This is a genomic window from Dyella terrae (assembly GCF_022394535.1).
Lineage (GTDB): Bacteria > Pseudomonadota > Gammaproteobacteria > Xanthomonadales > Rhodanobacteraceae > Dyella.
Map to the genome: position 1 here is coordinate 3,187,633 of NZ_CP089414.1, position 20,379 is coordinate 3,208,011.

Below are 20,379 nucleotides of genomic sequence, written 5' to 3' on the forward strand. Positions count from 1 at the left end.
TGCGCCCACACGCATACCAAGAGATAGACGATGAAGGAAGCCAGCTCCACCCTGATGTACCGCGAGGCCCATGAAGCGGCCGCCGTGGTCGAGCGCCAGCTGCGTGAGAACGCGCCCATCCTCAAGAAACTGGGTGAGCAGCTCCGGGCCAGGCCTCCCCGCTTCATCGTCACTTGCGCACGCGGCAGCTCCGATCACGCTGCCGCTTACGCGAAGTATGTCTTCGAGACGCGCTTGGGCCTGATTACGGCCTCGGCGTCGCCGTCCATCTCGTCCATCTACGACGCGGACCTGCATCTGGACGGCGCGCTGTTCGTCGCCATCTCGCAGTCGGGCAAGAGCCCCGACCTACTGCGCAGCGCGCAAGCCGCGAAGGATGCTGGCGCACATGTGGTGGCGCTGGTGAACGTGGAGGATTCCCCGCTGGCGCAGATGGCCGATACCTTCGTGCCGCTGCGCGCCGGCCCGGAACTGAGCGTCGCTGCCACCAAGAGCTACCTCGCCACGCTCGCCGCCGTGCTACAGCTCACCGCACACTGGAGCGACGATCAGACGCTGCATGATGTCGTGAATCGCCTGCCCGACGATCTGCGCCGCGGCTGGGATTGCGACTGGAGCGCCATGACCGAAGGCCTCACCGGAGCCAGCAGCCTGTTCGTGGTCGGCCGCGGCTACGGCTTCGGCGGCGCACTGGAAGCTGCGCTCAAGCTCAAGGAAACCTGCGGCCTGCATGCGGAAGCCTTCAGCGCAGCCGAAGTGAAGCATGGCCCAATGGCGCTCGTCGGCAATGGTTTTCCGGTGCTGTTCTTTGCACAGGACGACGGCACGCTGGACAACACCATGGCAGTCGCCAACGAGTTCCGCTCGCGCGGTGCCCGTGTGTTCATCGCGGCGCCGGGCAACCATGATCCGGACAAGCTGCCGTTGCCCGACAACATCGCGCCCATCGTGTCGCCGTTGCTTGCCGTGCAGAGTTTCTATCGCGCTGCCAGCGCGCTGTCGCTGGCGCGCGGTTACGACCCCGACGTGCCGCCGCACCTGCGCAAGGTTACGGAGACGATGTAATGGCGACGCCCCTTACCGCGCTCATCAATGGTCGCGTGCTCACTGACCACGGTCCGCAGGACGGTCTGGCGGTGTTGATACGCGGGGAACGCATCGAGGCGATCACCCGCGTCGACGATCCGCGCATTGCCGGCGCGAATACGCATGACCTGCAAGGCCGCCTGCTGCTGCCGGGCTTTATCGACGTGCAGGTCAATGGCGGTGGCGGCGTGCTATTCAACGCCGAGCCCACCGTGGATGCACTGGCAGCCATCGGCGCGGCGCATCGCAAGTACGGCACCTCCGGCTTCCTGCCCACGCTGATCACCGATACCGCCGAGGTGATGAGCAAGGCGCTCGATGCCGTGGATGCAGCTATCGAACAGGGCGTGCCCGGTGTGCTCGGCATCCACCTGGAAGGTCCCTTCCTCGCCACTGCACGCAAAGGCATCCATAACGCCAGCCTGTTCCGCCTGCCCGACGCGGAAGACATCGCCGCCATCACGCGCAACCGTCGCGGCGTGGTCATGCTGACGCTGGCAGTGGAAGAAGTGCCGCTCGATACCATCCGTCAGCTCAGCGAGGCTGGCGTTCGCGTAGTGGCTGGCCACACCGCCGCCAACTACACCACCACGCGCGCCGCGCTCGATGCTGGCGTGTGCGGCTTCACCCATCTGTACAACGCCATGACGCCGCTCGGCAGCCGCGAACCCGGCGTGGTCGGTGCCGCGCTGGACGACCCGCACAGTTGGTGCGGCCTGATTGTCGACGGCCATCACGTGCACCCCGTCGCGCTGCGCGTGGCCATCGCCGCCAAGGCGGCGGGTAAGAGCGTGCTGGTTACCGATGCGATGCCGCCGGTGGGCTCGGACAACCCGGAATACGTGCTCAACGGCCAAACCATCATCGCCCGCGACGGCATCTGCCAGAGCGATACGGGTGTGCTCGCCGGTTCGGCGCTGGACATGGCGACCGGCGTGCGCAACCTGGTGGACATGGTCGGCCTGCCACTGGCCGAGGCCTCGCGCATGGCGAGTGCTTATCCCGCCGCGTGGCTCGGCCTGGATCGCACGCACGGCCGTCTCGTTGCCGGGCAGCGCGCGGACTTCGCGGTGCTGGACGATGGCTTGGTGGTGAAGGAAACCTGGATTTCCGGAGTGCGCTACGACGTCTGAGCGGTTTGTGCGTCATCCCCGCGAAGGCGGGGATCCAGTGACTTTGCTTTCAACCCGCCTAACGTCGCTGGATCCCCGCCTTCGCGGGGATGACGCATTGTTGCTGGCTTTCGCTTGCGCTTACTCGTACACGTGCAGTCGATTGAAGATCCACGCGTGATACGACTTCACCAGCCCCGGCTGCGCGCAATCGGTGTACAGACCATTGCAGCGGGTGCGCAACGAAATCGCCGCTGAGAAATACGGATCGGTCGGCAAGTCCGCCGCCTGCAGCACCATGCTCGGCAACAACGCGATGTCGAGCATTGGATACGTCGGCAGCGACGCGCCATGGAAGTTGCTCTTGATCATGTAGTAGGTGAGGTAGTCCTTGTACGAGGACAACGCATCCGGCCACGTGCGCGGCATCGTCTTGATCAGGCCGCTGAAGGAAGGCTGGTGGTCACCGAAGTGCACGATCACTGTTGGCTGCGCACGATCGAGGAAATCGTGCTCCAGCCCGCTCATCGCGGCGTCGGAGTTGTGCAGGTTCGACAGGTACGTGTTGAAGTTGAGCGACTCCCGCGTCGGCAGGCCTTTGAGCACGCCCTTGTTGAACGGCGCCGGCAGCGACGACAGCGGATCGGTATCGTGCGGGCCATGTTGCGCCAGCGTCAGAATCATCACGAATACCGGCTGACCCGGCTTCTTCACCTTGTCGTAGATGCGCTTGGCCGCGTCGAACATCTGCTTGTCGGTTTCCTCCCACTCCTCCAGGCCCAGCTGATTGGCGTCGTAGAACTGGTCGAAGCCATACGCCTTGTAGGCGTTACGGCCGTTGAGGAAAGCACCATTGGTCGGATAGATCGCTATGGTGAGATAGCCCAGGCGCTGCAGCTGGCGCGGCAGGCTGTCCTGCACGTGCGGTGCGAGCACGTAGGGCGCATACATGCCACCGGGGCCGAAGATGTCCTGCGGCATGCCGGTGAGCGTAGCGAACTCGCTGACCCAGGTGCCGCCGCCGAAGGTGTGTACGCGCATCGGACCTGTGCCACGCGTGCGCACATCGGTCTTGAACATCGCCACGCGGCACTCGGGGATATTGCACTGAGTGAAGTTGGAAGGATTGAAGGTGCTTTCTTCCAGCACCTGCACGATATCCGGATACGAGTCCGCTGAGCGCGGGATCGCCGCCGGCTCGCCCGACGCGGTGGAGCCCCAGTCCTGCTCGGCCTGCGCGTCGTCGCCCATGGCCGGCAGGCGGACGTCCGAATCACTGAAATTGACGAAGAAGTTGGTGATCTGCGCGTCGTCGGAGAGCTTCTCCCACACGTTTTTCGCATGCACTTCGGCGAACGGCCCGTTGGGCAACAGGCAGATCCAGAACGCGAACGCCCACACCGCCACGCCGCTCAGGCGCATCACCCAAGCGCGACTCGGCCGGGTTTGGGCCAGCAGCCGGCGATCAAAACGCCACACCGCCCACAGCGCCAGCGGCGTCACCACGCACACCACCAGCGACAGCATCCACAGGTGCGGGTAGTGCCCCAGTGTTTCGAGCAAGCTGCTGCGCGCGTAGTAGATGAAGTCCGCCGGCATCAGCGGTGAATCGAGATAACGCAGCTTCATCACGGACAGGAAGTTCAGTCCGAGGAACAAGCCGCCGCTCAGCACCAGCGCGGTGGCTGGGCGCGCGAAGGCCGACAGCAACATGCCGAACGCACAGACCATCAGGGCGATGACGAATGCCTGCTGCAGCAGTGCAGGCTCGCGCAGCGCGGTCATGTTGACGCAAAACAGGAAGAAACCCGCGGCTAGCAGCCACGGCCCACTTTTCCGCAGGAAGCGAAGCGATTGTTGCGGCATGTGCGGAAGGCCCCCTGTTCGGCCCGGTGTCATTTGGTGGCAATTCTACGGACTTGCCGCTGTCACATGCACAATGGCGGGCAACGGCCAAATGGCGGCCTGAAGCGGTTCAGCGGCCGTTGCGCGGCAAGATGACTTGCCGATCTGCTAGGTTTGCCCCCCTTGCCCCTCCATGGACAGGCCCATGACCCCTCGTTTTCTCCCGTTTGGCCTCCTTCCCCTCGCCGCTCTTGCCGCCGCTGTTTTGGCCGGCTGCGCCAGCCAGACAACCAGCCACACGGCCACCCTGCCCAACGGCAGCCACGCCCAAGTGGCCATCCTGGAGACCACGGACGTCCACTCCAACGTGCTCAGCTACGACTATTACAAGCAGCGCGAGGACGATTCGGTGGGCTATGAGCGGGTGGCCACCCTGATCCGTCGCGCTCGCGAGCAGTACCCGAACAGCTTCCTGTTCGACAGCGGCGACACCATCCAGGGCAGCGTGCTGGCCGATTACCAGGCCCTGGTGAAGCCGGTTGGCTGCGATCAGGAGCTCGGCATCTACAAGGCCATGGATGCGATGGGTTACGACGGCGGTACCGCCGGCAACCACGAGTTCAACTATGGCCTGGGCTTTCTTTCGCAGGTCACCGGCACGCCGATGAACGTGGATGGCGGCCATACAGACCGCTGCGCCGGCCCGCACTTCCCGCTGGTGCTCTCCAACGTATTCAGCACGCGCGACGGCGCGCCGATCTTCAAGCCGTGGACGGTGGTGCAGAAGGACATCACTGTCACTGCGCCCGATGGCAGCACCCACAAGGTGCCGCTCAAGGTGGGCATCATCGGCTTCACGCCGCCACCGATCCTCGACTGGGACAAGCAGAACCTGGCCGGCAAGGTCACCGTGACCGGCGTGGTCGAGGCGGCGCAGAAGTACCTGCCCGAACTGCAGGCGCAGCATCCCGACATCGTCGTCGCAGTGCTACACGGCGGCCTCAATACGGCGCCCTACACGCCCGATATGGAGAACGGCGGTTGGTACCTCGCCGGTATTCCGGGCATCGATGTGGTGTTGCTCGGCCACTCGCATACCGAATTCCCCGGCCCGCACTACAAGGGCATGAAGGGCGTCGATGCCGAGCGCGGCTTCGTGCAGGGCAAGCCTGCCGTGATGGGCGGCTTCTTCGGCAAGGACCTGGGCGTGATCGATCTGGCCCTGCAGCGCAAGGACGGCCACTGGGTGATCGACGACAGCCAGACGCATAGCGAAGTGCGCCCCATCTGTCCGAAGAAGAACGAATGCGTGCCGGCCGACCCAGCCATCGCCCCGCTGGTGCAGCAGGCGCATGAAGCAGCCGTGGCTTACGTGAACACGCCCATCGGCGAGACGCGCGTGCACCTGAGCAGCTACTTCGCTGACGAAGGCAACATGACCGCGCTCGCGCCGATCAACGCCGCCATGCGCGACTACGTGCAGAGCGAGTTGCCCAAGACCCACCCGGAACTGGCGAAAGTGCCGGTACTGGCAGCTGCGGCGGCGTTCCGCACGGGCTTCGGCGGCCCGGATGACTACACCGACGTCGCCACCGGGCCGCTTACCCTGCGCAGCGCGGCGGACCTGTACTTCTATCCGAACACGCTCGCGGTGGTGAAGGTGGATGGCGCCGGGCTCAAGGCATGGCTGGAGAAGTCGGCCGAGCGCTTCAATCGCATCGACCCGACCAAGGAAGGCGAGCAACAACTCATCGGCGACCGCCTGCCCGGCTACAACTTCGACCAGATCCAGGGTGACCTGAGCTATCAGATCGACGTGACCAAGCCGGTCGGCGAGCGCATCGTCAAACTCACCTACAAGGGCAAGCCGGTGAAACCGGACCAGTCCTTCGTCGTTGCCACCAACAACTACCGCGCCAGCGGCGGCGGCACCTTCCCCGGCCTGGACGGCAGCAACGTCGTGCTGGCCGCACCGGACGGCGCACGCGAGATCCTGGCCAAGTGGCTGCAGAAAAAGCAGACGCTCACCGCCAAGGATCTGCCCGCTGCCTCGTGGCATTTCGTGCCGGTGAAGACGCGCGGTGAAGTGGTGTTCAAGGCAGCCACCGGCAAGCAGGACGTGGCGCGCGAAGCGGGACTGAAGAACATCCGCCAGTTGAAGGACAACGGCGACGGCACCGCGGAATACGCCATCGACCTGTCGCACTGAGCACTCAGCACTGGCATCAGACGCGCGGCGGCGTAGACTCCGCCGCGCGTGTCCCTTAGGCATGCCGGGAGGCGTCCGATGCAAGGCGAACAGAAGTACTGGTTTCCCGCCAAGCGCTACGGCTGGGGCTGGGGATTTCCCACCACCTGGCAAGGGCTGCTGGTGCTGGGCGCGTACATCGCCCTGCTGGCCGGTGGTGGAGCATGGCTGAAGGCCGACCATTCACACGGCTGGTTTGTGCTCTACGCCGCGGCTCTCACCGCGGTTCTGCTGCTTGTCTGCTGGCTCAAGGGCGAGCCGGCGCGCTGGCGCTGGGGCAACGGCAACTAGCGCTAACTCAGGGCACACGCATGGCGGCAGCTCCTGCTGCGCCATCCGGGATGGGCGCCCCTGCAATCTGTTAATTTGGCCGTAAAGGCTTAGACTTTAGCCTTTGTCCTGACCCGGGGGAGGGCCCGTTGCTCCGTATGGAACGCATGGGCGCCACCGCACAAGCATGAGCAATTACACAGAACAATCCCTGGCATGGCTGCCCCCGATGGGCACTTGCCACCAAGACGCCTCGGCGCCGGCGCCTTACACGCCCCTGTACGGGAGCTTGGCGATGCCGCGGAAAACTCCCCGAGACACCGTGGCAACCGTGCACCACAAAAGGCTTACATGACGTCATTGCTCGACACCTCGCGACTGGCTGCCATCCGCAGGCGGCTGCTTCAGATGCACTTTGAAAGTGGCGTCGGCCACATCGGTGGGAATCTATCAGCCATCGATGCGCTCGCCTTGCTGTTCAATGAGCGGATCGGGGCCGAGGACGCGTTCGTGCTTTCCAAGGGTCACTCCGCGGGCGCGCTGTACGTGGCGCTGTGGAGCGCGGGAAAACTTGCGGACGAGGATCTCGCCACCTTCCACCGCGACGACACCTTGCTTGCGGGGCACCCGCCTGCTAACGGCATCCCGGACATTTTGTTTGCGACGGGCAGCCTGGGCCACGGACTTTCGCTGGCCGCCGGAACCGCGCTTGCTGTGCGTCTGAAGGGAGCGCAAGGGCACACTTATTGCCTGACGTCGGACGGCGAGTGGCAAGAAGGCTCGACGTGGGAGGCCCTCATCTTCGCCGCCCATCATCGCCTGACCAATCTCACGATCCTGGTCGACCACAACGGCCTGCAGGGCTTCGGCGATACCAACAGCGTTGCCTCGATGTTCCCACTGCATGAGCGGCTCAAGGGCTTCGACGTTGACCTGCTGGTTGTCCCCGGACACGACCTCGATGCCATGCGCACGGCGTTGGACACACCGACGGACAAGTTGAAGGTGATCATCCTGCAGACCATCAAGGGTAAGGGCGTTTCCTTCATGGAAGATCGCATGGAATGGCACTACCTGCCGCTCAAAGAAGCAGACTATCTACAGGCCATTGGAGAGTTGTCCCGCGCATGAGAAAGCAGTTATGCGATGCACTGGTGGCGCGCGCGGCGGACCCCCGCATGGTGTTTCTCACCGGCGACCTCGGGTTCATGGCCCTCGAACCCCTGCAGTCCACCCTGGGTGAGCGCTTCATCAACGCCGGCGTCGCCGAACAGAACATGATTTCCGTGGCAGCCGCCATGGCCCGGCAGGGGTTGGATGCTTGGGCGTACAGCATCGCGCCCTTCTGCTATGCGCGCCCGTTTGAACAGATCCGCAACGACATCGCCTTCCACCGATTGCCCGTGCGTCTCATCGGCAACGGCGGCGGCTATGGCTACGGCGTAATGGGCCCGACCCATCATGCGATCGAAGACTACGGCATCCTCCTTACCTTGCCCAACATGCGCGTGTATGCCCCCGTGTTCGACGAAGACGTCGGCATGGTTGTGGAGCGCGCGGGCGGTGACGATCGGGCGGCCTACCTCCGGCTTGGCAGGGGCGAGCCGCCCGCCGGTTACATCGTGCCTGCCTACGAGGCGTGGCGCCCGTTGGTCGTCGGAAGCGGCCCGCCTGTGATTGCCGTGGGCCCACTCGCGGGCACTTATATCGCAGCGCTGTCGGCGCTCCCGGAGGAGCGGCGCCCCAATCTCTGGGCGCTGTCCGAACTTCCACTCAGCCTAAACCCGCCTCCTGACGCGTTGCTCGCTCAGATCGCCCGCTGCGGCCGGGTATGCGTTGCCGAGGAGCACGTCGCCCATGGCGGCTTCGGCTCAGATCTCGCGCGTTACTTGCTCGAACATAGGGTGTTCGCCCAACTCGTGCACCTGCATGCGCGCGCCCATCACTACGCGAAGTACGGCTCGCAAGCTTATTTGCGCAAGCAGTCGGGCCTCGATGCACCGAGCCTCCTTGGCGCCCTGGACCTTTTGAACGCTCATGAGTGACCTGATCGAACACATTCGGGCCCTCCAGGGTCCCATCCTGATTACTGGCGGCGGTGGCTTCGTCGGCGCAAACCTTTTCCACACGATCCTGGCGCAGCGCAGCGACGTTTATGCCGTCGTGCAGAACGGGCGCAACTGGCGACTGGAAGGCGCACCGGACGCCAACATCGTAACGGCGAACCTCAATGATGCCGCTGCGCAAAAGCACCTTGTCGAACAGCTTGGACCGCGCACGGTATTCGATTGCGTTGCCTATGGCGCCTATTCATTCGAACAGGATCCCCGGCTCATCTACGCGACGAACTTCGAGTCGATCGTCAGCCTGACCACCCTGCTGGCCGATCGCCCGCTCGCGGCGTTCGTCCATGCCGGCAGCTCTTCCGAGTACGGCACCAACAGTGCAGGCCCGGTCGAGGAGGATCGCTGCGATCCCAACAGCCACTACGCCGTATCGAAGGTGGCGTGCGCCGAGTACCTGCGCTACATGGGCAAGGAGCGGCGCTTCCCCTGCACGAATCTCCGGCTCTACTCCGTCTACGGTCCTCTCGAGGATGGATCGCGGTTGATCCCCAACCTGCTGCGCAAGGCGCTGTCTGGTACCTTGCCGCCCTTCGTTGATGCGCGTACGTCTCGTGACTTCGTGCACGTGGACGATGTGTGCCGTGCATTCATCTACGCCGCCGCAAAGATGAACCCCGATCTCTACGGCGAAAGCCTGAACATCGGCTCCGGAAAATGCACCACCATCGGCGAACTGGCCGTACTGACCCGCGACCTATTCGGCGTTTCCGAGGAGGCGCGTTTCGGCTCGATGGAGGCACGCGCCTGGGATCTCGCCGATTGGTACTCCAACCCGTCCAAAGCTGAGAATCTGCTCGGCTGGCGCGCTGACATTTCTCTGGCCGAAGGACTAAAGGCCATGGGGAAGTGGGTGGAGACACTCTCGGAAGAGGACCTCGCCCAACTGTCGAAGCGCTCCACCAACAAGCGCCGTCGCAGCGTCTCGGCGATCATCGCCTGCTACAAGGACGAACCTGCGATCCCCGTGATGTACCAGCGCCTGAAGGAGACTTTCCGGCGCTTGGGCGTGGACCACGAGATCATCTTCGTCAACGACTGCAGCCCCGACGATAGCGCCTTAGTCATCCGGGAGATCACGGCCAAAGACCCAAACGTCATCGGCATCTCGCATTCGCGTAACTTCGGCTCGCAAATGGCCTTCCGCAGCGGCATGGAACTGGCGTCGAAGGATGCCGTCGTGCTGCTCGATGGCGATCTGCAGGATCCGCCAGAGCTGATCGAGGACTTCTATCACAAATGGGAAGAAGGCTTTGACGTGGTGTACGGGCGACGCATCCAGCGTGAAATGCCGTGGCACTGGGGTCTTCTGTACAAGGCGTTCTACCGCGTGTTCGCCGCCTTCAGCTATGTGTCGATTCCGCTCGATGCCGGCGACTTCTCACTGATCGACCGCAAGGTCGTGCAGTGGCTGCTGTCCTGTCCCGAGCGCGACCTGTTCATGCGTGGCCTGCGCGCTTACGTCGGCTTCCGCCAGACCGGTGTCGACTACGTCCGCCCGGAGCGGATGTTCGGCCGCACCACAAACACGTTCACGAAGAACATCGACTGGGCGAAGAAAGGCATCTTTTCCTTCAGCAACGTGCCCCTCACGATGCTGACGACAGCTGGCCTGACTCTGCTCGGCATCTCCATCGTCGCTGCCATCGTGGTGGCTGCGATGCGCCTGATCTGGCCCGACGTGGCACCGCGCGGCGCCACCACGCTGCTCATCTCCATTCTGATGTTCGGTTCACTCAACCTCTTCGGCATTGGTCTGGTGGGCGAGTACATCGGGAAGATATTGATAGAGGTAAAGGGAAGGCCGCGGCTGATACGTGCCGCGCTGATCAGGCACGGCGTGGTCACGGACCAGGCGGCCAAGCCAGGTAGGCACTAGAACCCCACCTCGGCACTCGCTCGCTGGCAACATGAACCCGATGTCTGGACACCTTGGAATGCAACAGGAACCTCGGCAAGAACCTGCACACCTCTCCGATCGACGCACGCGCACATGCCCTGTGTGCGGAAGTTCGTCGGAGCACGCGCGTACGTTCCTTGAGGAAAAGATCGACCCCGCGCGCCTCAATGAATTCAGCTTCGCATCGCGCAAGGAGCCTGAGTTTCTCAACTACCGCATGATCCAGTGCCTACGCTGTGACTTGGTCTACGTTGACCAACCGCCGTCGCAGCAAGCGCTTGCGGCTGCCTACCACGTCGCCGACTACGACAGCGCCGAGGAAGCCAACGACGCCGCTGCCGCGTACCTGCGTGAGCTTCAGCCTGTGCTGAGCAAGGTGGGCCGCGGCGCGGCGCTGGAAATCGGTACTGGGACCGGCGTGCTGCTCGAAGGACTTGCCGGCGCCGGCTTCGACACTCTTGTGGGCGTGGAGCCATCCACCGCTGCGGTCGAAAGCGCACCGGCACACCGACGCCCCTGGATTAGGGAGGGCATCTTCCGCGAGGAGGATTTCGAGCCCCAGTCCTTCGACCTGATCTGCTGCTTCATGACGCTCGAGCACGTGCGTGATCCGCTGGACATCGCCGAGTCCGTCCTGCGCCTTCTGCGGCCCGGTGGCGCGTTCGTGACGGTTACCCACAACTACCGGAGCGCGGTCAACCGCATCCTTGGACGCCGCTCACCGATCATCGACGTCGAACACATGCAGCTGTTCTCGCCGCAAAGCATCGCTGAACTGTTTCGTCGTGCCGGCTACGTGAATGTGCGGGCCCGGCCTTTTGCCAATCGATATGCGCTGTCTTACTGGACTCGCCTGTTGCCCCTGCCTCCCGCTCTGAAGCGTTCAATCATCAGGGGGGAGGACGCCGTGGGACTTGGCCGACGCAAGCTGACCTTCAATGTGGGCAACACGATCGTCGCCGGCTTCCGTCCCTTGACCAGGCAGGACGTCGCTTGATGACGTTTGACCGGCGATTCGTCCGTTTTCTGCTCGTTGGGTTGCTCAATACACTGTTCGGACTTGGCGCCTACTCGCTGCTGGTCTGGATGGGCCTGCCGATATGGGCTGCTCTCGTGGGCGGCAATGCGGCGGGCATCGCGTTCAACTTCTTTACCACCGGGCACTTGGTCTTTTCTGAAGTCGCGCTTGGCCGACTGCCACGCTTCGTCGCAGCCTATTTCGGCCTCTACCTTGTCAACTATGTAGCGCTTCGCGCGCTATTGGAGACTGGACTCGACCCCATCGTAAGTCAGGTTCTGCTCACTCCGGTGATGGCCGTGCTTTCGTTTTACGTCATGTCCAGGCACGTCTTCGGCCAGCCTCGCAACCAGGATCCTTCATGAATAGACAGGCAACAGTCGATACCAACCAGTCGCGTGGATGGACAAGCGTCGACGGTGGGCATTCAAAGGGGAATGTCTGGCTGGCGACTGTGCTCGGCTTCATCACCGTAGCGGTCTTCTTTGCCTGGGAAGGCCACCAGGGTTTCAGCCTCGCGGATGAAGGTTATCTCTGGTATGGGGCGCAACGCGTACTGGCCGGTGAAGTGCCGATCCGCGACTTCCAAGCCTACGACCCCGGCCGCTATTACTGGAGTGCAGCGCTAATGCACCTTGCCGGGTCGCAGGGCATCTTGGCGCTCCGCTACTCCCTGACGCTGATGCAGGTCCTGGGGGTGTCCGCCGCCCTCGCCACGATTGCCCCCGTTGAGACCATTGCGTGGGGGATTCTGGTTCATGGTCGTCTGCGCGCTCACGCTTGCGACCTGGGCACTCGCACCGCGGCACAAGGCGTTCGACATCACCGCCTCCATTGCACTGGTCGCCGCTATCGCCCAACTGGTCCGGCGCCCAACGTCCCCCAACTATTTCCTGAGCGGCCTGACGCTCGGTCTGGTGGCCTACTTCGGCCGTAACCACGGCATGTATGGTGCAGCAGGGAGCGCCGGCATCCTCTTCTACCTTGCCCTTCGCTGCGAAAACTGGATGCAGTGGCGTCGCGGCATTGGCTGGTTCATGGCGGGTGTTGGGGTCGGCTATCTCCCCATGTTCGCCACCATGCTGTTCGCCCACGGTTTCACGGCGGCGTTCATCGACAGCATCAAGTTCATCTTCGAGGTGAAGTCCACCAATCTCCCGCTGCCGATACCGTGGCCGTGGAGCTCGCCTTTCTGGGCTGAGCCCAGCATGTACAACCTCAGGGAACTGGTGATAGGCCTGTTCTTCCTTACCATGCTGGTCTTCGGTTTAGTGGCGCCCATCGTAGTGCTGGTGCGCCGATGGAAGCGGCAGTCCGTGCAGCCAGCACTAGTGGCTTGTGCGTTCCTTGCCCTCCCCTACGCACACTACAGCTTCTCGCGCGCAGACCCCGAGCATCTTGCACTCGGGATCATGCCGACGCTGATCGGCCTTTGCGTGCTCGCGGGGATATCCAGTAGCTGGAAGCGAACTCTGATCCTCCTGCCGCTGTGCGCACTCAGCTTGTTGGCAATGCTGCCCGACCACCAGGGCTGGAAGTGCATGGGCGCCAGGAACTGCCCAAGAATCACCATCGGAAAGGATCAGCTTCGCGCAGATCGTCGCACGGTGGACGACGTTACGTTGTTCCTCAAGCTCCAGCACGACTTCGCGCCCAACGGGCGCAGTGCGTTCGTCACCCCGATGCAGCCGGGCGTCAACGCATTGCTCGGAACCAAATCGCCGACTTTGGAAATCTATACCGCATGGCCGCGCACCGAGGCGTTCCAACGCGAGGAGATCGCACGATTGGACGCGGCCAAGCCCGGCTTCGTCCTGATCTGGGATGTTGCGCTGGATAATCGCGAAGAGCTTCGCTACAAAAACACACACCCCTTGATCGATGACTACATCAAGGCGAACTTCGAACCCGTCCAGGGTTATTCCGACTATTCGATGTACGAGATCTACAGGGCCCGTTGACCCACGCGATCAGCCTCGGAGCATCAACGCCTCACGGCGCGCGCGAAATATCCCAAAGGATCTTCGCGTGCCCCCAGGCCAAGCAAAGCAGACACGTGCGCGCACACCAGGAACGCGCACGTCACTGGTGCTGCCATCAAAAAGAGCGGCAGCGAAAGAATCGACCCGAGGGACAAGCGCCGCGGTGCCAGGCGCATGGACAACACGACCAGTTTGCTGGCGATCGCGTCGATGTCCGTCCCGCGCTCAGCAATGAAGATATCGCTGAACCCGTTCGCCTCCAGCAACGCCTCTAGGCGTTCGCGAGTGAACCGGTGATAGTCATGCGGTATATGGTGCCGGCGCGCCGACCAGGGAACCGATAGCAGCAGGACGCCGCTGCTGCGCAGGCATCGCGATATCTCCGCCATCAACTCCTGCGGATCCTGCGCGTGCTCAAGTACTTCGATGCAGAGCGCACCGTCGAAGCTGCCGTCAGGAAAAGGCATGCTCCGGCCATCGTAGTATGTGATGTCTTGGCGCCCCATCCCCATGCCGAATTCGTCAGCATTCCCAATATCCAGGCCAGTGTACCTGGCGCCCGCTGGCAGCCATTCACGCCAAGGTGAATCCCCCCGCGCCAACGTCCAGGATCTCGCCACTCAGGCCAGTCATGGCGGGTCGCAGGTAATGCACGATCGTCTTTAGTTGCAGATCGATCAGGCAACGTATCTGAAACACCATCCGATTCGCAGAAGGCGCCTTGACGGGGATGGGCTTAAAACGTTCCTTGGGCATGGACGTACCGGCTGCAATCAATGGGCGCAACGGCGCCCATGTCGGAGCGGCGCTCTATTCGGATCTCGGGATGTATCGGATAGCGTAGTAGGTTCCGAAGTCCATCATGCGGTCACGGCGATAAACCGCATCGAAATCTGCAAGCAAATCCTCAGCTTGGTAATCCCGCTTTACGAGAACCCACCCGGTTGCCCGGAGCCTTGCGGCAACTGCCGTGAGAAATTGCCGCCGGAGAGGCGACGGCAAGTAACCGTAGTTCTCAGGACCATGGAACGCACTCCATGCACTGCCCGCTTCGCCCGCTTCCAGCGACAGGGCTGGATCCAACACGACCACGGGCTCGTGGAATTGCGTGTAAATGGTCCGCATGCCACGCGCCGCATCTTCCGCCGAAACCTCCGGGGACGACGCTCCCATCATGGTTTGCATGGCTTTCATACCGGCGGGATCGACGTAGCTGAAACCCGCCACAATGCGATTGGGCTGGAACTTGGCAAAAGCTCCATCCTTCAGAATGCCGCCCCACGTACTCCAGTTGGCCAGCACGGGATAGGCCACCAAGCAGGCCAGCATCCCGCAGGCCGCCACGCGCAACAGTCTCGGCTGTATCACCATGCGCACCGCCAGGAGCAGGAGCACGAAAAACACGCTGATGTTCAGAAGGTTGTTGTCATGGCTGCGACCAAGGAAATACGAAGAGGCGCCATAGGCGGCCAGCAGTGTGACGGCCAGATTCTGCGCTTGCGGACTGGGTACCGCGTCGCGCAACTGGTCCCGCAGGCCGAGCATCCCCGCCAGCAGAACACTTCAGAAGAACCACACCGCGCCAAAGGGTTTGACCGGGATGACACCGGGAGGATGTTCCACATACGCAAGATAGACATCGAGGCGCGGCAGCACGCCATAAATCGACCAGTAGGCTAACAGGAAGATCAACACACCTGCCGCCAGCCAGGCACACAGCCGGACATTCGCCAGCAAGAACCGCCTCAGGCGGGAGCCGTCCGCGCCACCAGTGCACGTACTCATCCAGACGTGGAAAGGCCACCAAACCAGTGTCGTCTGGAAGGCGCTCTCCGGGGACCATAGGACGCCCAGCAGCCACAGCACATGGAGCACAGGAGCGGGAACCGTCCCTTGCGGTGCATCCATGCGCCGGACCAGCGCAAAAACAAGAAGGGCCAGAGGCAGAAAGCGCAATCCGACCACCGACGGCGTCAACATGGGTGAGCCCAGGTTGGCCGGATACGCGGTCCACACAATGACCGACAGCAGGACCGACAGCGCGATCAGCACCATCTGCCCGGATACTCGCCTGACACCGGCAATGCAAAACCCTGCGAGTGCCAGCAACACGCAGTACAGCAGGTTCAGGCCGCCAGCCAGGAAATACATGCCGTGCCAACAGTTCCTTCCACAGGCAAGCGCAACGAGGGCCGTGGGACCGACGCCGTACTGCACCGGAATGTCATGAAGAACAGGCACGCCAAGCAAGGCCAGCTGTGCCGGCCCGATGTAGGCACCCCAGTGGTGCCAGCTCAACCAGCGCATCCACGCGTTTTCATAAAGACCGGTAGAAAACAGGGAAACGATGGCGGCAAGGGCCATCACAGCGAGCACAAGGCTCCACGCAAGCCTTCCACCATCCTCACCATCGCCCTTACGCAGGAACCACCTGGTACCCACTACCAGGAGCAGCGAAACAATCAACTGCTCTCGCCATGAGATATCAATGACCGGCCCGGTGCGACGCCACCACGCCAGACTCGCAGCCACGCAAAAAACCGCCGCCAACACGCCTGCCGATGCCCAGTCCACCCGTCTTTCGCGCCCGGCGGGGTTGACGGTGCATGCCAACGCCGACACGCCTGCGAGCGCTACAGCCAGCCAACTGGAAGACGGGGAAGAGAACACGATGAAGATCGATACGGCGACAATGCCAGCAACGGCGTACCACCGAAATCGCAGCGGTTTCGATGTCGCGTCTCCCCCCCAGAGGTTCTTCGCGAGCAGGAATACGATGTAGGCGCCGATGGCCAGATAGACCACGACAGTCAGCAACTTGTCTTGCATATCCCCGCCCAGCAATAACCGCATGAAAGTTTGGACGCCTCGGGAACGACGCCCCTATCCTCGGGGCGACGTCGCTACCGAGAATCGAATATCCGGTCAATTCTATGGACCTCATTGAGACACGTCGAGGTTCAGGCCATCCGGCGTCCGACGCCTCGCAAACCCGCTCAGAATCGGCATGGACTCGGCATGCCGCATGGCTAGGCGCGACGGCATCGCCCCAGCATGGTTTCAAACGTACCTGTTGACTGCAGTGCAGCAATCGCCCTAAGGTCGGGACCATGTCGCCGCTTATTGCGCCAGCACGCATGTTCCAGCACCCGGTTTCCACCGGGCGCGCGTCGCTGTTCGCCGGTGCACTGACCCTCGCCACCCTGACCACCACCACGACCACTATTACCACCAGGTCGGGGTGGGTCTCCGTGCGCGAATAAGTTCCTGACGCAAACGGCCCCGCCCTCTGATGAGGCGGGCCGGCGCACACTCCGACTCCCCTCGACGAGCACGGGCCACCACCTTTGGAGGCCACCGTGAACGCTGTCGCATCACCCTCGCTCGAACAACCGTCGCTACCACCACATGCCGTTGCGCTGCCGACGACCACCGCGCGCCAGCGCGTTCTCGCCGTGGGCCTGGTCGGCCCCGGCCGTGTCGGTAGCGCCCTGCTGGACCAGCTGCGCACCGCGCAGCCGCGCCTCGCCCGTGCGGGACTGGATCTGCGCCTGTGCGGCGTGGCGGCCAGTCGCCGGATGTGGCTGGACATCGACGACCCGGAACTCAACGGCCGCCACGACAGCGCGCAGACCTGGCGCCCCAGCAACCTCGACGATTTCGTCGCGCACCTGCGCGGCAACGATGGCCGTCACGCCTTGCTGATCGACTGCAGCGCCAGCGACGCGGTCGCGTCGCGCTACACCGAGTGGCTGGCCAACGGCATTCACGTGGTGACGCCGAACAAGCTCGCCGGTAGCGGCCCGATGCCACGCCTGCACGCGATCCGCGCGGCCTGCAGCGGCGGCGCGCGCTTCCGCTATGAAGCTACGGTATGCGCGGGCCTGCCGGTGGTGCAGACGCTGCGCGACCTGCTCGACACGGGCGACGAGCTGCTCGCGGTGGAAGGCATGTTCTCCGGCACGCTGGCGTGGTTATGCAACCGCCACGATGGCAGCCGCCCGTTCTCCGCGTTGGTTCGCGAAGCGCATGCGCTCGGCTATACGGAGCCCGACCCGCGTGATGATCTTTCCGGCCTCGACGTGGCGCGCAAGCTGGTGATCCTCGCGCGTGAAGCCGGCTGGTCGCTGTCGCTGGACGACGTGGATGTGCAGAGTCTGGTGCCGCGCGAGCTGGCGGCACTCCCCGTGGACGAAGTGATGGATAACCTGCACCTGCTCGACACACCGATGGCGCACCACGTTGCCCACGCGCAGACGAACGGTTGCGTGCTGCGGCACGTCGCCAGCCTCGACGCGAAGGGTCACGCCAGCGTGCGGTTGGCCGTATTGCCGCAGTCGCATCCCTTCGCGCACACGCGTCTCACCGACAACGTCGTACAGTTCACCACGCACCGCTATCGTGAGAACCCGATGTTGGTGCAAGGTCCCGGCGCCGGCCCGGAAGTGACGGCGGCGGGCGTTTTCGCCGATCTATTGCGCATCGCCGAATCGCTGGAGGTGCGCTGATGAATGCACAACTGATGGAATCCTTGATGTCCCCGCAACGCGCGCTAAGCGCACAAGCCATGGCTTACGCCAGCGTCGGCAACGTCGCTGTTGGTTTCGATATCCTTGGGCACAGCGTGGCGGGCGCGGGCGATCGCGCCGTCGTGCGCCGCATTGATGAACCGGTAGTGCGCATTGCCGCCATCCACGGCGTTGTCACCGACCTGCCCTTCGATGCGGCCAGCAACACGGCAGGCGCGGCGCTGATGTCGCTGCGTCGCGCGCTGGGCCTGCGCCATGGCTTTGAAGTGGAGTTGTACAAGGGTATTGCGCTGGGGTCCGGCATGGGCGGTTCGGCGGCCTCGTGCGTGGCCGCGCTGGTGGCTGCCAACGCCCTGCTCGAACGTTCGCTACCACGCGAAGCGCTGTATGGATTTGCACTCGACGGTGAAGCCGTAGCGAGTGGCAGCCGACATGGCGACAACCTGGGGCCCATGCTGCTCGGCGGCCTGGTGCTGTCCACGCGCGATCGCCTGTTGCGCCTTTCTGTGCCGGAGAGCTGGCATTGCGCCTTGGTGCATCCGCATGTGGTGTTGGAGACGCGCCAGGCACGCGCGGTGCTCAGCGCAGGCTTCGACCTGCACGACGTGGTTGCACAACAGGCCAACCTTGCGCTCTTCCTTACCGGCTGCCAGCGCGGCGATGCCGAACTGGTGCGCGAAGGCTTGAAGGACGTATTGGTGGAACCAAGACGCGCGCCGCTGGTCCCAGGATTCGCACGCGTGAAACAGGCCGCCCTGGATCACGGCGCGCTCGGCGCCAGTATTTCCGGCGCCGGTCCCAGCGTATTCGGTTGGTACGAGCGACGCGAGGATGCTGAACGAGCGGGTGCGGCCATGTCGGCGGCATTTGCGGCCGAAGGCCTCGCCAGCGATGTGCTGGTTTCACCCATCAATGGACCCGCCGCAGCGCTGGTCGACGAGGAAGACGCGGCATGATCGAGCCGTTGCACTACCGCAGCACCCGTGGCGCACGACATGCCGCCGGCATCGAGGAAGTGATCGCCGCCGGCCTGGCCCCCGATGGCGGCCTGTACGTGCCCGAGGCGCTGCCGCAGCGGGATGTGGGCGATTTCGATCCGCACGGTTCGCTCGCCGATACAGCCACGACGCTGCTTGATCCGTTCTTCCGTGGTTCTTCGCTGGCGAGCGAACTTCCGGCGATCTGCCGCGAGGCGTTGAACTTCGAGGTGCCGCTGCGCCCACTTCCTTACCGGCACGATGCGTCGGTACTGGAACTGTTTCACGGGCCAAGCGCCGCCTTCAAGGACGTGGGCGCGCGTTTCCTCGCCGCCTGCTTCCGCCGCCTTCGTCGCGATGACGACACACCGCTGACCATTCTGGTGGCAACGTCTGGCGACACCGGCGCTGCCGTGGCCGCGGCGTTCCATCGTCAGCCCGGCGTGCGCGTAGTGATTCTCTATCCGGACGGGCGCGTGTCGCCACGACAGGCACATCAGTTGGGCTGCTTTGGCGACAACGTCCAGGCCTTGCGCGTCAACGGCAGCTTCGACGACTGCCAGCGCATGGTGAAGGCAGCGCTCAACGATGCAGAGCTGCAGCAACGCGTACCTCTGTCCTCCGCCAACAGCATCAGCCTCGGCCGGCTGTTGCCGCAGATGAGCTATTACGCGCATGCATCGCTGGCGTGGTGGTGGGAACACCGTACGCCGCTCAATTTCATCGTGCCGACCGGCAATCTCGGCAACGCGCTGGCGTGCGTGTGGGTTCGCGAGATGGGCCTGCCGGTGGGCGAGGTCCACCTCGCCTGCAACGCCAACGCCACACTGAGCGACTACTTCGACGGCTCACCCTATTCGCCCCGCCCAGCCATCGCCACGCTGGCAAACGCCATGGACGTGGGTGCCCCGAGCAACTTCGAGCGCCTGCGCTGGACCTTTCCGCACGACCACGAGCTGCGTCTGCAATTGCACGCCAGCAGCGTGGACGACAATGCCATTCGCGAGACCATCGTGCGCCACGCGCGCGAACATGGCGAAGTGTTCTGTCCGCACACTGCGACAGCCGTACACCTGCTCGATGGAATGGGTTCTACCGGGCTGCCATGGGCCGTGGTGGCCACCGCCCATCCGGCCAAGTTCGACAGCGTAGTGGAGCCGTTGATCGGCCGTCAGCTCGATGTGCCACCGGCGCTCGCGGCGATGCTCGACAGGCCGGCACACGCGGAGCCCATGGCGGCTCGTGATGAACTGCTCAAGGAATGGTTCGCCGTTCCGACCGCATAACCG

At 63.6% G+C, this 20,379-nt stretch carries 19 protein-coding genes and 1 pseudogene; 14 read left to right on the forward strand and 6 right to left on the reverse strand.

Features of this window, described 5'->3' with window-relative positions; genetic code table 11:
* The first annotated feature begins 30 nt into the window (after positions 1 to 30).
* Both DYST_RS13885 and nagA read left to right on the forward strand, forming a co-directional pair.
* A complete protein-coding gene (locus tag DYST_RS13885) occupies positions 31 to 1,065 on the forward strand; it encodes an SIS domain-containing protein (protein ID WP_239946285.1) in 1,035 nt (344 codons plus the stop codon).
* Positions 1,065 to 2,219: an N-acetylglucosamine-6-phosphate deacetylase gene (gene nagA, locus DYST_RS13890; RefSeq protein ID WP_239946286.1), complete on the forward strand. Its 1,155-nt coding sequence runs from the start codon at positions 1,065 to 1,067 to the stop codon at positions 2,217 to 2,219. Before DYST_RS13885 ends, nagA begins: the two co-directional genes overlap by 1 nt.
* 120 nt (positions 2,220 to 2,339) lie before the next feature.
* On the opposite strand, the gene DYST_RS13895 is transcribed toward nagA, so the two are convergent.
* Entirely contained in the window at positions 2,340 to 4,064 is a 1,725-nt protein-coding gene (locus DYST_RS13895; protein ID WP_239946287.1) for an LTA synthase family protein, read from the reverse strand.
* Between the two features lie 184 nt (positions 4,065 to 4,248).
* Here DYST_RS13895 and DYST_RS13900 point away from each other — a divergent pair, with 184 nt between their 5' ends.
* From DYST_RS13900 to DYST_RS13930, 7 genes are all read left to right on the forward strand, one after another.
* Complete coding sequence (locus DYST_RS13900) at positions 4,249 to 6,252, forward strand: bifunctional 2',3'-cyclic-nucleotide 2'-phosphodiesterase/3'-nucleotidase (RefSeq protein ID WP_239946288.1); 2,004 nt, start codon at positions 4,249 to 4,251, stop codon at positions 6,250 to 6,252.
* Positions 6,253 to 6,330: 78 nt separating this feature from the next.
* Positions 6,331 to 6,582 carry a hypothetical protein gene (locus tag DYST_RS13905; RefSeq protein WP_239946289.1) on the forward strand — a complete coding sequence of 84 codons (252 nt, stop codon included), beginning with the start codon at positions 6,331 to 6,333 and terminating at the stop codon, positions 6,580 to 6,582.
* Between the two features lie 195 nt (positions 6,583 to 6,777).
* Positions 6,778 to 7,692, forward strand: coding sequence for a transketolase (locus DYST_RS13910; RefSeq protein ID WP_239946290.1), 915 nt, complete (start codon positions 6,778 to 6,780; stop codon positions 7,690 to 7,692).
* Between the two features lie 47 nt (positions 7,693 to 7,739).
* Positions 7,740 to 8,606, forward strand: coding sequence for a transketolase family protein (locus DYST_RS13915; RefSeq protein WP_239946291.1), 867 nt, complete (start codon positions 7,740 to 7,742; stop codon positions 8,604 to 8,606).
* A complete protein-coding gene (locus DYST_RS13920; RefSeq protein ID WP_239946292.1) occupies positions 8,599 to 10,563 on the forward strand; it encodes an NAD-dependent epimerase/dehydratase family protein in 1,965 nt (654 codons plus the stop codon). The genes DYST_RS13915 and DYST_RS13920 overlap by 8 nt, the downstream gene beginning before the upstream one ends.
* Before the next feature lie 58 nt (positions 10,564 to 10,621).
* A complete protein-coding gene (locus DYST_RS13925) occupies positions 10,622 to 11,581 on the forward strand; it encodes a class I SAM-dependent methyltransferase (RefSeq protein WP_239946293.1) in 960 nt (319 codons plus the stop codon).
* The gene (locus DYST_RS13930) at positions 11,581 to 11,967 is read left to right on the forward strand and encodes a GtrA family protein (protein ID WP_239946294.1); all 387 of its coding nucleotides are present in this window, start codon (positions 11,581 to 11,583) and stop codon (positions 11,965 to 11,967) included. Before DYST_RS13925 ends, DYST_RS13930 begins: the two co-directional genes overlap by 1 nt.
* 62 nt (positions 11,968 to 12,029) lie before the next feature.
* On the opposite strand, the gene DYST_RS13935 is transcribed toward DYST_RS13930, so the two are convergent.
* Entirely contained in the window at positions 12,030 to 12,191 is a 162-nt protein-coding gene (locus DYST_RS13935; protein WP_239946295.1) for a hypothetical protein, read from the reverse strand.
* A gap of 169 nt (positions 12,192 to 12,360) precedes the next feature.
* Here DYST_RS13935 and DYST_RS13940 point away from each other — a divergent pair, with 169 nt between their 5' ends.
* Positions 12,361 to 13,563: a hypothetical protein gene (locus tag DYST_RS13940; RefSeq protein WP_239946296.1), complete on the forward strand. Its 1,203-nt coding sequence runs from the start codon at positions 12,361 to 12,363 to the stop codon at positions 13,561 to 13,563.
* Between the two features lie 275 nt (positions 13,564 to 13,838).
* Here DYST_RS13940 and DYST_RS24340 read toward each other — a convergent pair.
* From DYST_RS24340 to DYST_RS13960, 4 genes and pseudogenes are all read right to left on the reverse strand, one after another.
* Positions 13,839 to 14,204 (reverse strand): annotated as a pseudogene (locus tag DYST_RS24340) (class I SAM-dependent methyltransferase); the annotation flags it as partial.
* Positions 14,158 to 14,340, reverse strand: a complete 183-nt coding sequence (locus tag DYST_RS13950; protein ID WP_239952196.1) for a hypothetical protein — start codon at positions 14,338 to 14,340, stop codon at positions 14,158 to 14,160. The pseudogene DYST_RS24340 and the gene DYST_RS13950, both read right to left, overlap by 47 nt.
* Before the next feature lie 54 nt (positions 14,341 to 14,394).
* Entirely contained in the window at positions 14,395 to 15,108 is a 714-nt protein-coding gene (locus DYST_RS13955) for a hypothetical protein (RefSeq protein ID WP_239946297.1), read from the reverse strand.
* 39 nt (positions 15,109 to 15,147) lie between these two features.
* A complete protein-coding gene (locus DYST_RS13960) occupies positions 15,148 to 16,413 on the reverse strand; it encodes a hypothetical protein (protein ID WP_239946298.1) in 1,266 nt (421 codons plus the stop codon).
* Between the two features lie 281 nt (positions 16,414 to 16,694).
* Between DYST_RS13960 and DYST_RS13965 the strand changes: the two genes are divergently transcribed.
* From DYST_RS13965 to thrC, 4 genes are all read left to right on the forward strand, one after another.
* Positions 16,695 to 16,847 carry a hypothetical protein gene (locus DYST_RS13965; RefSeq protein WP_158241292.1) on the forward strand — a complete coding sequence of 51 codons (153 nt, stop codon included), beginning with the start codon at positions 16,695 to 16,697 and terminating at the stop codon, positions 16,845 to 16,847.
* Between the two features lie 96 nt (positions 16,848 to 16,943).
* Positions 16,944 to 18,092, forward strand: coding sequence for a homoserine dehydrogenase (locus tag DYST_RS13970; RefSeq protein ID WP_428993914.1), 1,149 nt, complete (start codon positions 16,944 to 16,946; stop codon positions 18,090 to 18,092).
* Positions 18,092 to 19,069, forward strand: a complete 978-nt coding sequence (locus tag DYST_RS13975) for a homoserine kinase (protein WP_239946299.1) — start codon at positions 18,092 to 18,094, stop codon at positions 19,067 to 19,069. Before DYST_RS13970 ends, DYST_RS13975 begins: the two co-directional genes overlap by 1 nt.
* Entirely contained in the window at positions 19,066 to 20,376 is a 1,311-nt protein-coding gene (gene thrC / locus DYST_RS13980) for a threonine synthase (RefSeq protein WP_239946300.1), read from the forward strand. The genes DYST_RS13975 and thrC overlap by 4 nt, the downstream gene beginning before the upstream one ends.
* The last annotated feature ends 3 nt before the right edge of the window (positions 20,377 to 20,379 follow it).